This window comes from Curtobacterium sp. PhB25 (assembly GCF_004365375.1).
Taxonomy (GTDB): Bacteria; Actinomycetota; Actinomycetes; order Actinomycetales; family Microbacteriaceae; genus Curtobacterium.
In genome coordinates, this window is the sequence record NZ_SODR01000004.1 from 85,759 (window position 1) to 98,534 (window position 12,776).

Here is a 12,776-nt window from a genome sequence, read left to right on the forward strand (position 1 = left end):
GGACGCATGCGTCCGCACCTTCCGACGATCCACCCGTTGATCGACGCGTGGAACGTCGGAACATGCGCACGCACCTGATGTGTCCGCATGGTGCGACAGAACACGCGTTGATCGACTGGTGTTCTGTCGGATCCTGCTCACGCATGGAAGCGCCCGCGCGGCATCGTGAGAGGACCCCGGAACACTTCGTGGGCGAACGGTATCGTGGGCGCATGACCTCCGCACCCGACCCGCTCGCGCTCGACCGGCAGCTCTGCTTCGCCCTCGCGGCCACGAGCCGGAGCGTCATCGGGCTGTACCGCGACCTGCTCGAGCCGATGGGCCTGACGCATCCGCAGTACCTCGTGATGCTCGCACTCTGGGAGCAGGATCCCCGGTCGGTGCGCGAGATCGCCGGCGAACTGCGGCTCGACTCAGCCACCCTCAGCCCATTGCTCAAGCGACTCGAGGCCTCCGGCTACGTCCGCCGGACCCGCAGCGCCGCCGACGAACGGCAGCTCGAGGTCTCGCTCACCACGGCCGGGCGGGCCCTGCGCGACCGCGCACGAGCGGTCCCCCTGGCGGTCGCGGACCGGCTCGGGTGGCCACTGGAACGCCTCGAAGCGCTCAAGGACGACCTGACGGAACTGCTGGAGCGGGTCGACCAGGTGTGATCCCGGGGCCGATGGTGCCATAATGGTTCGTGCACGAACGAAAGGACACACCGTGGGGCGCTTCGGCAAGTGGTACGAACGGTGGAACACGACGCTCATCAACAAGATGGGACCGTCGCAGATCGGCGCCGGACACCCCGAGGGGATCGACGACCGGTCAGTGGACCGCGGCTGCCCGATCTGCGGCAAGCCCCTCTCCCTGCACCAGGTGATCCGCCCCGAGGGCCAGGTCCGTTCGTCGACCCTGGTCTGCCCGCGCGACTGACGGCGGGAATTGCACCGAGCAACACGACGTTCCACTCCCTCGTGAAGCTCTTCGAACCCACCTCCTTCGGCGCCCTGCGCCTGTCGAACCGCGTCGTCATGGCCCCGCTCACGCGCACCCGCGCCGGTGAGCACGGCATCCCGAACGACCTGCTCGTCGAGCACTACCGTCAGCGTGCGGGCCTCGGCATGATCATCACCGAGGGCACCTGGCCCGTGCAGGAAGGCCGCTCCTACCCCGGGCAGCCCGGCATCGAGACCGACGAGCAGATCGCCGGCTGGCGCCGCGTCGCCGACGCCGTGCACGCCGAGGGCGGCACCATCGTGATGCAGCTCATGCACGGTGGCCGTGTCTCGCACCCCGACATCTCGCAGACGCCGCGCATCGTCGCCCCGAGCGCCATCGCCGCTCCCGGTCAGACCCACACCGCGACCGGCAAGGCCGACATGCCCGTCCCCCACGAGCTGACCACCGCCGAGGTGCAGGACGCCGTGCAGGGCTTCGCGCAGGCTGCCCGCAACGCGATCGCCGCCGGACTCGACGGCGTCGAGGTCCACGGCGCCAACGGCTACCTGGTGCACGAGTTCATGTCCCCGGTGTCCAACACCCGCACCGACCAGTACGGCGGCTCCCCCGAGAACCGCGCCCGCTTCGCGATCGAGGTCACGACCGCCGTCGCCGAGGCCGTCGGCGCGGACCGCACCGGCATCCGCCTGTCGCCCGAGCACGGCATCCAGGGCGTCATCGAGGACGACGCGGCCGACGTCCGCGCGACCTACACCGCGGTCGCCGAGGGCCTCGCGCCGCTCGGACTCGCCTTCATCGACGTCCTGCACGCCGAGCCGACCGGCGACCTCGTGCAGCACGTCCGCCGCACCGCGGGCGCACCCTTCATCGTCAACTCGGGCTTCAGCGCGATGACGACGCGTGAGGAAGCGATCACCGTCGTCCACGACCAGGACATCGCCGACGCGATCGCGGTCGGTCGTCCCGCCATCGCGAACCCGGACCTCGCCCACCGCTGGGAGCAGGACGCGGAGCTGAACGAGCCCCGCCCCGAGCTCTTCTACGGCGCGGGCGCCGAGGGCTACACCGACTACCCGTCGCTCGCCGAGGTGCGCGCGAGCGTCTGACGCTGCGCGCGGATCGACACGCGACGCGCGCTGCGTCGAGGTTCCACGACACCCCGCGTGCGTTCCGTCGAGGTTCCGATCAGGACGGTGCGTGCCCGCGAGGTTCCGAGGTCTCGGAACCCCACGGGGTGGGGGCGAGCGAACGACGGACGGGAGGCCCGTGGCGAGACCGCCACGGGCCTCCCGTCTTCTCGCGTGCCGTCCCAGGGCGTGACGCGCTTCTCGTAGGATCGTCGCAGTGAACACTGCAACGCCGGGCGAGCGGGGCCCCGCGCACCGCGCGCGCGACACGACGCGGTGGGACATCCAGGCTCTCCGCGCGTTCGCGGTGCTGGCCGTCGTCGTGTACCACCTGTGGCCGCACGCCCTGCGGGGCGGGTTCGTCGGGGTCGACGTCTTCTTCGTGATCTCCGGGTTCCTCATCACCGGACTCCTGCTGCGCGAACAGCTCGCCACCGGCACGATCCACCTCGGTCGGTTCTGGTCCCGCCGGGCCAAACGCCTGCTGCCGGCCGCGTTCCTCACCATCACCACCACCGGCGCAGCGGTGCTCGTCGCCGTGCCGAGCGCACTGTGGGGGCAGTACGGCCGCGAGCTCATCGCGTCGACCGTCTACCTGCAGAACTGGGAGCTGGCGGCGAACTCGGTCGACTACCTGGCCTCGGCGGACGACCCCTCGCCGTTCCAGCACTTCTGGTCGCTGTCGGTCGAGGAGCAGTTCTACATCGTCCTGCCGCTGCTGTTGATCGGGTTGGCCGTGGCCGTGCGCGGGCGCCTCTCGACGCTGACCACCGCACGCCTGCTGCTCGGCGCGGTCGTCGTGCTGTCCCTGGTGTGGAGCATCGTGCAGACCAGCACGAACCCCGGCGTCGCGTACTTCTCCACCGGCACCCGCGCGTGGGAGTTCGCACTGGGCGGCCTCGCCGCGACCGTGCACCTGCCCGAGGTCCGCACCGAGGTCGCCCGGCGGGTGCGCATGATCCTGACGAGCATCGGCGCCGTGGCCCTCGTCCTGTCCCTGTTCGTCATCGGGGCGGAGACGCCGTTCCCCGGGATCGCCGCGCTGCTCCCCGTCGCCGGTGCGACCCTTGTGGTGCTGTTCGGCGGACGCACCGTGTTCGAGTCGATCGGCGCGCTCGGACCGGTCGCGTTCACCGGACGGATCTCCTACGCGCTGTACCTCTGGCACTGGCCGCTCGTCGTGATCCTGCCGATCATGCTCGGACGCCCGCTCGACTGGGCGACCAGCACCTCGGTGCTCCTGGTGTCGGTCGGACTCGCCGCCGTCACGACCATCTGGTTCGAGGAACCCGTCCGCTTCTCGACCTGGCTGCGCGACCTGCGGCCCCGCGGGGTCGTCGCCCTCGGCGTCATCTGCACCTTCACGGTCGTGACCCTCGGCGCCTCGACCCTGACCGCCGTCTACGTGCAGGAGGTCCACGCCGAAGGCGCCACCGAGCAGCTCACGAAGCGGCTCGCGACCGAACGGGCACAGGACGACGAGTCCTGCATCGGCGCAGCCGCACGGATCAGCTCCGCCGACCCCTGCGTCGACCCGGCGCTGGCCGACACGCGCGTCCCCGACCCCGCCGCTGCCGAGGACGACGACGCGAACCGCCCCGAGTGCTGGAGCGGCACCTTCCGCACCTGCGTGCTCGGCAAGGCGACCGGCTGGTCGAAGCACCTGATCGTCATCGGCGACTCGCACAGCAACGCCCTGCTCGGCGCCTACGAGAAGATCGCCGACGACAACGGGTGGCGCATCGACCTCGCCGGCATCGGCGGCTGCTACCTCACCACGGCGCAGCAGAACTCGGTGAACGCCGGTGCGCTGCGCGGCTGCAACGCCTGGAAGCACGCGGCCATCGACTACGTCCGCGCCCACCGCGACGCCGACGCGCTGGTCGTCACCCACTCCGCCACGCAGATGCCCGTCAGCCTGCCGGCCGGAGCCTCGCGTGACATCGCGACCCGCAACGGCCTCGTCGACGCCTGGGAGCAGGCCGCCGGCGACGAACTCCCCGTCATCGCGATCCGCGACAACCCGGTCCCCCGGCCCGACGTCATCGCCTGCGTGAGCAAGATGTCCGGGCCGACGAACCCGTCGTGCGACCGGCCCCGCTCCGAGGCGCTCGCCCAGACCGACTCGTCGATCGAGGCCGTGCGGGCGTTCAAGGCCGCCGGAGGACGAGCCGGGGTGATCGACCTGACCGACTACTACTGCACCGACACGACCTGCCCCGCGGTGATCGGCGGCGTGCTGGTCTACCGGGACACCACGCACATCACGGCGACGTGGGCGACGTCGTTGGAGCCGTACCTCGAGCGCGGGTTGCAGAAGCAGCTCACGGCGCTCGGGCGCTGAACGCGTGCGCTTCGTGAGCGCGTGCGCTTCGTGAGCGCGTGCGCTTCGTGAGCCATGCGCTTCGTGAGCGCGTGCGCTTCGTGAGCACAAATGGTCGAGTCCCGTCGATGAACCCGACCATTTCTGCTCACGAAGTCGCCCGACCGGGCAGCTGGACCCCGAATGCGGGCCTCCGCTCCGGGCGCCGTCGCTCTACTCTTGAGCGGACCTCGCACGCCCGCAGCTCGCCACGTGCGCCGACTGAACGGAAGACACCCGTGACCGACCTCGCCCCCGAGCGTTCCGCGCCGGCCGCCTCCGCCCCGGCCGCCTCCGCCCCGAGCACGGACGGGACACCCGGACTCGCGCCGCTGAGCCTGCTCGCCGTCGTGGCGATCGCGCTCGCCTTCGTCGCCCCGATCGGCGGCGTCGTCGTCGGGTTCATCGCGCGGCACGAGGTCCGACGGACCGGCGAGCGTGGAGACGGACTGGCGTTCGCGGCCATCCTGATCGGCGCGACGCTCACCCTGTTCGGCGTGCTCGTCCCCGGAGCCCTCGCGCTGTCCGGCGTCATCGACTCGACGATCCACCTCTGGGGCTGACTCGTCGCCCCGTCCTCCGGCCACTGGCCACTGGCCACTGGCCACTGGCCACTGACCACCGCGCTCAGGAGTGGCCGCGCCCGATGACGGCGTGCCGCACCCCGCCAGCCGGCGCCGCGACATCGCCGTCGAAGCGCGGGATGACGTGCAGGTGGGCGTGGAAGACGGTCTGGCCAGCGGCCGATCCGTCGTTGAACCCGACGTTGTAGCCGTCGGGGTGGTGCTGCTCGTCGAGCCGGGCCTTCAGCAGCGCCACCATCCGGGTCATCGCGGCGAGCTCTCCCTCGGTCGCATCGAACCAGCTGGTGATCCGCCGCTTCGGGATGACGAGCGTGTGGCCAGGTGACACCGGGTGTGCATCGAGGATCGCGAAGACGAGCTCGTCGTCCGCGACCCACTGCGTGCGTGGTACCAGTTCGAACACGGACGTCGTCGTCATGTTCCCCATCCAACCTCGCCGTGCTTCACTCGGACCATGACCACGACGACCGTCCTCGCCTCCTGTGCCGTGGGAACCGTCGAGTGCCACGACACCGCGTCGATCGACCTGCGCCCCCTGCTCGTCGTCGTCGGGCTCGTCGTCGTGGCGCTGGTCGTGCTGGGGATCGCGCTGCTCGGGCGTCAGCGTCGGTGAAAAACGACTCGCGCACGAACCACCAACGACGAAGGGCCCCGGCGGAATCCGCCGGGGCCCTTCGTCTGTTCGGTGTCATGCCGTTCAACCGGCACTGTGCGCTCGAAGGGACTCGAACCCCCAACCTTCTGATCCGTAGTCAGATGCTCTATCCATTGAGCTACGAGCGCGTGGCCTTGCGGCCGTGGAAGACTCTACAACAGCTCCGGCCCGGGCGCCAATCGAGGCCACCCGACCGCTCCGCCCGGCGTGTCGCGAGGCGACAGCCGAGCCCCCGACGTCACAGCGCTGCGGCCTCCTCGTCGAAGACCTCGGCCAGGAACACCCGCAGCGCCTGCCACGATCGGTGGTCGGCGCGCTCCTGGTACTGGGCGCCGTGGTCGGGCGCGTCGGTCCCGGGCACGGCGAACGCGTGCATGGCCCCGGCGTAGGTGACGACCTGCCAGTCGACGCCGGGCTCGGTGCGCATCTCGTCCTGCCAGGCGTGCACGGCGTCGTCGGGCACGACGGGGTCTGCTCCCCCGGTCAGCACGAGCAGCTTCGCCTGGATCGCCGAGGCGTCGGCGGGGTCGTGCGTGATGAGCCCGCCGTGGAACGACACCGCACCGACGAGGTCCGCTCCGGTGCGCGCGAGCTCGATCGCGGTGGAGCCGCCGAAGCAGTAGCCGATGACGACGATGCGGGCCGGATCGACGTCGGGGTCCTGTCGCAGCCGGTCGAGGCCGGCGGTCGCACGTGCCCGGAGCAACGGCAGGTCCTGGTAGTACGACCCGGCGACCTGGCCGGCGGTGTCGTCACCGGGCCGCACGCCGGCACCGTAGATGTCCGCACCGAAGGCGACGTAGCCCAGGCGGGCGAGCATCGTCACGCGCGCTTCGACGTGCTCGTTCACGCCGTGCCAGTCGTGCACGACCAGGACGGCCGGGCGAGGACCGGCGACGGCCGCGTCCTTCGCGAGCACGCCGAGCAGGTCGGTGCCCTCGTGGTCGTAGTGGACGGGCTCGACACGGATGTCGGCACCGGCGGGTTCGGGAACGGTCTGCAGGACGTCGTCGATGGTGGTCACGTCGTCCGACGCTACGCCGCCGTCCGGCTCAGGCGTCGATGTTGTCCCAGTCCTCAGGACCGCTCGACCCGGCCGGGTACTCGTCGAGCGGCGTCGTGCCGGCCTTCCACGCCTCAAGGAACGGTCCGACGACCTTCCAGCCCTGCACGGCGCTGTCACCGCGGACCGACAGGGTCGCGTCGCCCTCGAGCACACCGGCCAGGACCTCGCCGTAGGCGCTGAGCCGTCCGGGGTTGAACGTCGTCTCGAGGCTGGTGCGGTCGATCGTGTACGGGTCGCCGGGCCCGTTGACGTTCAGCTCGAGCTGCATCTCGTCCGGGGCGATCCAGATCCGGAGCCGGTCCGGCTGGGCGGCGCCGGACAGACCGACGGGCACCTGCGGGGAGTCCTTGAACGTGATGACGATCTCGCGGCGCTGCTTCGCGAGCGCCTTGCCGGAACGCAGCGTGAAGGGGACGCCGGCCCATCGCCAGTTCGCGATCTCGAGGGTCAGCTGGGCCAGGGTCTCGGTGCCGAGCGACGGGTCGACCCCGTCCTCGTCGGCGTACGACGGCAGCTTGCGGTCGCCGACCGTGCCCGCGGTGTACCGGGCGCGCTTGCCGGCGGCGACGACGTCCCCGCCCCACGGCCGCACGGCGCGCAGCACGAGTTCCTTCTGGGTCCGCAGGTCGTCGGCGTCGATCGACGCCGGCGCCTCCATGGCCACGACGGCCATGACCTGGAGCAGGTGGCTCTGGATCATGTCGGTGAGGGCGCCGGCCTTGTCGTAGTAGCGGGCGCGGCCCTCGAGCCCGAGGGTCTCGTCGTACACGATGTCGACGCGTTCGACGTGCTGCGAGGACAGCAGGGGCTCGATGATGCGGTTCGCGAAGCGCAGCCCGATCAGGTTGAGCACCGTCGAACGCCCGAGGAAGTGGTCGACCCGGTGGATCCGCTCCTCGGGGATGAACGAGTGCAGCAGGTCGTTCAGGTGCTCGGCGCTGGCGGCGTCGGTACCGAACGGCTTCTCGAGCGCCAGGCGGGTGCGCTTCGGCAGGTCGAGGTGGGCGAGCTGTTCGCAGCTCTTCTCGGTCACGGCCGGGGGCAGCGCGAAGTAGATCGCGGGGTCGTGGTCGCAGGCTCCGAGCAGCGCGCGCAGGTCGTCGGCGCTCGTGACGTCGGCCTTCCGGTACGAGGACGCGTCGATCACGGCCTGCAGCCGCTCCGACAGCGACGAGTCGCCCTCCGCCCCTTCGTCGCCCTCGTTCTTCGACGCCTGCGCGTTCTCGAAGGACTCGCGCACCTGCGCCTTCCAGTCGGCGTCGGAGAGGTCCTCGACACCCGCCCCGATGAGCTGGACGTCCCAGTCGTCCTTGACCTCGAGCAGGGTCGCGAGACCCGGCAGGAGCAGGCGCTTGGACAGGTCGCCGCTGGCTCCGAGGATGAGCAGGCTGGTCTGGAGGCTCGACATGCCTCCGACCGTACTCATCGGCCCCGGTGGACGGCCGGGCCGCTACGGTGGTGACAGTTCGGCGCGAGGGAGCACCATGAGCAGTGGGTACGAAGGACGACGCCTCCGCGTCGTCGTGATCGGCACCGGCATGATCGCGGGGGTCCACGCCCGCGCGGCCCGGGCCGCCGGTGCCGAGGTGCTCGGGGTGCTCGGCCGGAACGCATCGCGCTCCGAGCAGGTCGCGGCGCAACTCGACCTGCCTCGTGGGTACGCCTCGCTCGACGACGTCATCGCGGACGCCCCCGACGTCGTGCACATCTGCACGCCGAACGACCAGCACCACCCGCAGGCGATGGCGGTCATCGCCGCGGGCATCCACGTGGTGTGCGAGAAGCCCCTCGCGATCGACCCGGCGCAGGCCGCCGAACTCGTCGCAGCGGCAGCGGACGCCGGTGTCGTCGCCACGGTGCCGTTCGTGTACCGCTACCACCCGATGATCCGTGAGATCCGCGCGCGCATCGCCGACGGCGACCTCGGTCGACTCCTCGCCGTGCACGGCCACTACCTGCAGGACTGGATGCTCGACGAGGACGCCTCGAGCTGGCGGGTCGACCCGACCTCGAGCGGGTTGTCCCGCGCGTTCGCCGACATCGGCTCGCACTGGTGCGACCTGGTCGAGTTCGTCACCGGCGAGCGCTTCGCCTCGGTGTCCGCGGCGACCGACATCGTCTACCCGACCCGCCCCGCGGCCTCGGGGCCGTCGTTCTCCGGCTCGCCGGACCCCGACCCGGTCGCCGACGCCGCGGAACGGGCCGAGGTCACCACCGAGGACACCGCGGTCGCGACGTTCCGCACCGGCACCGGCCGCATCGGCAACGTGGTGATCTCGCAGGTGGCGTCCGGTCGGAAGAACCGCCTGTGGTTCGAGGTCGACGGCACCCGGGGCAGCGCCGCCTTCGACCAGGAACAGCCCGATTCCGCGTGGTTCGGCAACGAGCGTGGTGCGCAGATCGTCGTGCGCGACCCGTCGCAGGGGTACCCGGACCAGCGGCGTCTGGCGATCGTGCCGTCCGGGCACCCGCAGGGCTACCTCGACGCCTTCGCCGCGTTCGTCGCCGACACGTACACGGCGGTCCGCACCGGTGTGGCCCCCGACGGCCTGCCGACCTTCGCGGACGGCGCACGTTCCGCCGACATCATCGACGCCGTGATCACCAGCGCGGCCGAGACCACGTGGCGGGAGATCCGGTGAAGCTCGGCATGCTGACGGCCTGCCTGCCCGGCTGGACCCTCGACCGCATCGCGGACTTCGCCGCCGAGCAACGGTACGAGCGGCTCGAGGTCGGCGTGTGGCCCGGCACCGGTGGCCGCGACTTCGAGGCGGCGCACCTGCCGGTGGCGACGTTCACCGACGAGGACGCCGCTGCGACCCGTGACCTGCTCGACCGCACCGGCCTCGAGATCTCGGCGCTCGCATACTACGAGAACAACCTGCACCAGGACCTCGACCGCCGCGAGGAGATCCGCACCCACCTCAAGCACGCGATCGATGCCGCGCAGGTGCTCGGCGTGCCGTACGTCGGCACGTTCATCGGCCGCGACAACAGCAGGTCGGTGCGGGAGAACATGGCAGAAGGGAACCGGGTCCTCCCCGAGCTCGTCGACTACGCCGGCGAGCGCGGCGTGCGGTTGATCATCGAGAACTGCGTGATGGAGGGCTGGCACCCGGACGGCTACCCCGGCAACCTGGCGTACTCCCCCGAGCTCTGGGGTTGGGTCACCGGCCTCGGCTTCGGCCTGAACTGGGACCCGTCGCACCTGACCTGGATCGGCATCGACCCGGTCGAGACGATCCTGCCGTTCGCCGAGCACATCGTGCACGCCCAGGCGAAGGACCTCGAGCTCTTCCCGGCGAAGCGCGACGCGTACGGGTTCTTCGGCAAGGTCGACAAGGGTGACGACCCGTGGGACATGGGCTGGTGGCGCTTCCGGGTGCCGGGCCGTGGCGTCGTGGACTGGCCGCACGTCGTCGACCGCCTGTACGAAGCGGGGTTCGACGGCACCCTGTCGGTCGAGCACGAGGACCCGCTCTGGGGCGGCACCGACGAGAAGGTCCTCGAAGGGCTGCGCATCGCCCACCGCACGCTCCGTCCCCTCATCGCACAGGAACCCCAGCTCATGTGAACGTCGTGTGACGACTTCGACCCGACACTGGCGGGTCGGCTGTGCGTCCTCATAGGTTCTCCGACGATGAACCTCCACTCCTCTCCGCGCCGCCGACGGCGCATCATCAGCGGCGCGGCCTTCGCCACCGCGGGTGTGCTCGTCGCACTGTCCGTCCCCTCCACCGCCGTCGCCGCCGAGGGCGACACGACGATCGACATCATCGACGTCAACGACTTCCACGGCCGCATCGAGTCCGAGGGCACCGCCGTCGACAAGGCTGCCGGTGCCGCCAAGCTCGCCGGTGTCGTGCAGTCGTACCGCGAGGCCAACCCGAACACGATCTTCGCCAGCGTCGGCGACAACGTCGGTGCCTCGACGTTCACCTCGCTGATCCAGCAGGACGCCCCGACGATCGATGCGCTCAACGCCATGGACCTCGACGTCAGCGCGATCGGCAACCACGAGCTCGACAAGGGCCAGGACGACCTGACCGGGCGCATCGAGGACCGGGCCGACTGGCCCTACGTCTCGGCGAACATCGTCAAGCAGGGCACGACCGACCCCGCGTTCGAGCCGTACTCCATCGTGGAGAAGGGCGGCGTGAAGGTCGGCTTCATCGGCGCGACCACCGAGGACCTCATCCCGGGGCTCGTCAGCCCCGGCGGTGTCGAGGGCCTCGCGATGGCCCCGATCGTCAGCCAGGTCAACAAGTATGCCGACCAGCTCACCGACGGTGTCGACAGCAACGGCGAGGCCGACGTGCTCGTCCTGCTGGTGCACGAGGGTGCTCCCACGAACGCCCTCGCCGACGCGACCGGGTCCGGCGTGTTCGGCACGATCACCTCGGGCGTCTCGTCGAAGGTGTCCGCGATCGTCTCCGCACACACCCACGCGACCTACAACCACCAGATCGCGGGTCCCGACGGTACGACCCGCCCGGTGATCCAGACCGGTTCCTACGGCGTGAACTTCGGGCACCTGCAGCTCACCGTCGACGCCGACAAGCAGCTCACCGGCATCACGTCCGAGGTCAAGTCGGTCAACGGTGAGACCCGCGTGCCGGCTGACTCCACCTCGGTGGACGCGGTGGCCGACATCGTGACGGCTGCGAAGGCCGTCGCCGACGTCGAGGGCAGCAAGAAGCTCGGCGAGATCACCGGCGACCTGCGTCGTGCTGTGCAGTCGGACCGCACGACCGAGAACCGCGGCGGCGAGTCCGTCCTGGGCAACTACATCGCCGAAGTGCAGCGCTCCGCGACCGAGCGCAACGGCTCGCAGATCGCCTTCATGAACCCCGGCGGGCTGCGCACGGACATGGTCTACGCGTCGAGCGGCGCCGGCGACCCGGACGGCACGGTGACCTACAAGGAGGCCGCGCTCGTCCAGCCGTTCGCGAACACCCTGGTCACCGAGGACATGACCGGCCAGCAGATCAAGGACGCCCTCGAGCAGCAGTGGCAGCCGGACGGCCTGCCGCGTCCGTTCCTCAAGCTCGGCGTCTCGGACGGCTTCGCGTACACCTACGACCCCGCGAAGGGCCGTGGCGAGCGCATCACCGGCATGACCTTGAACGGCGAGTCGATCGCCCTCGACGACACCCTCAAGGTGACGGTCAACTCGTTCCTGTCGACCGGTGGCGACAACTTCGCCGCCTTCGCGACCGGCGCGAACATCGCCGACTCGGGCCAGGTCGACCTGCAGGCGCAGGTGGACTACTTCCTGGACAACCCGACGGTCACCCCGCCGTCCGACCAGCGTGCCGTCGGCACCACGGTCACGCCGACCCCCGAGGGCGGGTTCCAGCCCGGCGACGAGATCACGATCGACCTGTCGTCGCTCGTGTTCAGCAGCGACGACCCCGCTGCGGCCGGCACCGTGTCGGTGAGCGCCGGTGACGTCGAGCTCGCCACCGCCGAGATCGACCCGACGATCGTCGACACGAACGACGAGCAGGGTCGTGCGACGCTGACCTTCGCCGTGCCGACCGTCGAGTCGTCGGCCGACGCAGCGACGGTCCGGACGGCTGCCCGTGCCGCCGCGACGACGGACGAGCCGCTCGTCGTCACCCTGCCGGGCGGCCAGACGATCACGCTCGCCGTGACCATCCCGCTCGCCGCAGCCGTCGACCCGACGGACCCGACGGAGCCCACGGACCCGACCGACCCCACGGACCCGGCTGACCCTGGCGCGGGCAACGGGGACGCCCCGGGTGCCGGCAACGGCAACGGCAACGCTCCGGGAACGGACACGGGCACCGGCACGGACCTGGCGGGCGACCCGTCCGACTCGACGAACGCCGGCGGCGACCTCGCCTACACGGGCGCGGACCTGACGGCGCCGGGGATCGCAGCGGGCCTGCTCCTGCTGGCGGGCATCACCGCACTCGTCGCCGTGCGCCGGAAGCGAGCACGGACCGACGCGAGCGTCCAGACGGACTGACACCGGGCCTCCTGTCCGACACGAACGGGCCGTCTCACCACC

12 protein-coding genes and 1 tRNA gene are annotated in these 12,776 nt (G+C 70.8%); 9 read left to right on the forward strand and 4 right to left on the reverse strand.

All coding sequences use genetic code 11. The features are described from left to right. Positions 1–212 precede the first annotated feature (212 nt). The 5 genes from EDF51_RS09265 to EDF51_RS09285 all read left to right on the forward strand — a co-directional run bounded on the left by EDF51_RS09265 (position 213) and on the right by EDF51_RS09285 (position 4,997). Positions 213–653, forward strand: coding sequence for a MarR family transcriptional regulator (locus tag EDF51_RS09265; protein ID WP_111086213.1), 441 nt, complete (start codon positions 213–215; stop codon positions 651–653). Positions 654–705: 52 nt separating this feature from the next. Beyond that, positions 706–918: a hypothetical protein gene (locus tag EDF51_RS09270; RefSeq protein ID WP_208321833.1), complete on the forward strand. Its 213-nt coding sequence runs from the start codon at positions 706–708 to the stop codon at positions 916–918. A 41-nt stretch (positions 919–959) separates the two neighbouring features. After that, a complete protein-coding gene (locus tag EDF51_RS09275; protein WP_131880555.1) occupies positions 960–2,051 on the forward strand; it encodes an alkene reductase in 1,092 nt (363 codons plus the stop codon). A 238-nt stretch (positions 2,052–2,289) separates the two neighbouring features. Next, the gene (locus tag EDF51_RS09280) at positions 2,290–4,416 is read left to right on the forward strand and encodes an acyltransferase family protein (RefSeq protein WP_134194553.1); all 2,127 of its coding nucleotides are present in this window, start codon (positions 2,290–2,292) and stop codon (positions 4,414–4,416) included. A gap of 257 nt (positions 4,417–4,673) precedes the next feature. Next, complete coding sequence (locus EDF51_RS09285; protein ID WP_165901079.1) at positions 4,674–4,997, forward strand: DUF4190 domain-containing protein; 324 nt, start codon at positions 4,674–4,676, stop codon at positions 4,995–4,997. Positions 4,998–5,061: 64 nt separating this feature from the next. On the opposite strand, the gene EDF51_RS09290 is transcribed toward EDF51_RS09285, so the two are convergent. After that, positions 5,062–5,436, reverse strand: a complete 375-nt coding sequence (locus EDF51_RS09290; RefSeq protein WP_243837103.1) for an HIT family protein — start codon at positions 5,434–5,436, stop codon at positions 5,062–5,064. 36 nt (positions 5,437–5,472) lie between these two features. Between EDF51_RS09290 and EDF51_RS19850 the strand changes: the two genes are divergently transcribed. Next, on the forward strand, positions 5,473–5,631 hold the full coding sequence (locus EDF51_RS19850) for a hypothetical protein (RefSeq protein ID WP_166673515.1): 159 nt from the start codon (positions 5,473–5,475) through the stop codon (positions 5,629–5,631). Positions 5,632–5,728: 97 nt separating this feature from the next. On the opposite strand, the gene EDF51_RS09295 is transcribed toward EDF51_RS19850, so the two are convergent. The 3 genes from EDF51_RS09295 to EDF51_RS09305 all read right to left on the reverse strand — a co-directional run bounded on the left by EDF51_RS09295 (position 5,729) and on the right by EDF51_RS09305 (position 8,147). Further along, positions 5,729–5,801: transfer RNA gene (locus tag EDF51_RS09295), tRNA-Arg, on the reverse strand. Positions 5,802–5,911: 110 nt separating this feature from the next. Further along, entirely contained in the window at positions 5,912–6,697 is a 786-nt protein-coding gene (locus tag EDF51_RS09300) for a dienelactone hydrolase family protein (protein WP_134194557.1), read from the reverse strand. 28 nt (positions 6,698–6,725) lie between these two features. Further along, positions 6,726–8,147, reverse strand: coding sequence for a glucose-6-phosphate dehydrogenase (locus tag EDF51_RS09305; protein WP_111086205.1), 1,422 nt, complete (start codon positions 8,145–8,147; stop codon positions 6,726–6,728). Positions 8,148–8,223: 76 nt separating this feature from the next. Here EDF51_RS09305 and EDF51_RS09310 point away from each other — a divergent pair, with 76 nt between their 5' ends. From EDF51_RS09310 to EDF51_RS09320, 3 genes are all read left to right on the forward strand, one after another. Further along, positions 8,224–9,381, forward strand: a complete 1,158-nt coding sequence (locus tag EDF51_RS09310) for a Gfo/Idh/MocA family oxidoreductase (protein WP_166673516.1) — start codon at positions 8,224–8,226, stop codon at positions 9,379–9,381. Continuing rightward, complete coding sequence (locus EDF51_RS09315) at positions 9,378–10,313, forward strand: sugar phosphate isomerase/epimerase (protein ID WP_134194559.1); 936 nt, start codon at positions 9,378–9,380, stop codon at positions 10,311–10,313. The genes EDF51_RS09310 and EDF51_RS09315 overlap by 4 nt, the downstream gene beginning before the upstream one ends. A 66-nt stretch (positions 10,314–10,379) precedes the next feature. Next, positions 10,380–12,734: a bifunctional UDP-sugar hydrolase/5'-nucleotidase gene (locus EDF51_RS09320; RefSeq protein WP_134194561.1), complete on the forward strand. Its 2,355-nt coding sequence runs from the start codon at positions 10,380–10,382 to the stop codon at positions 12,732–12,734. Positions 12,735–12,776 lie beyond the last annotated feature (42 nt).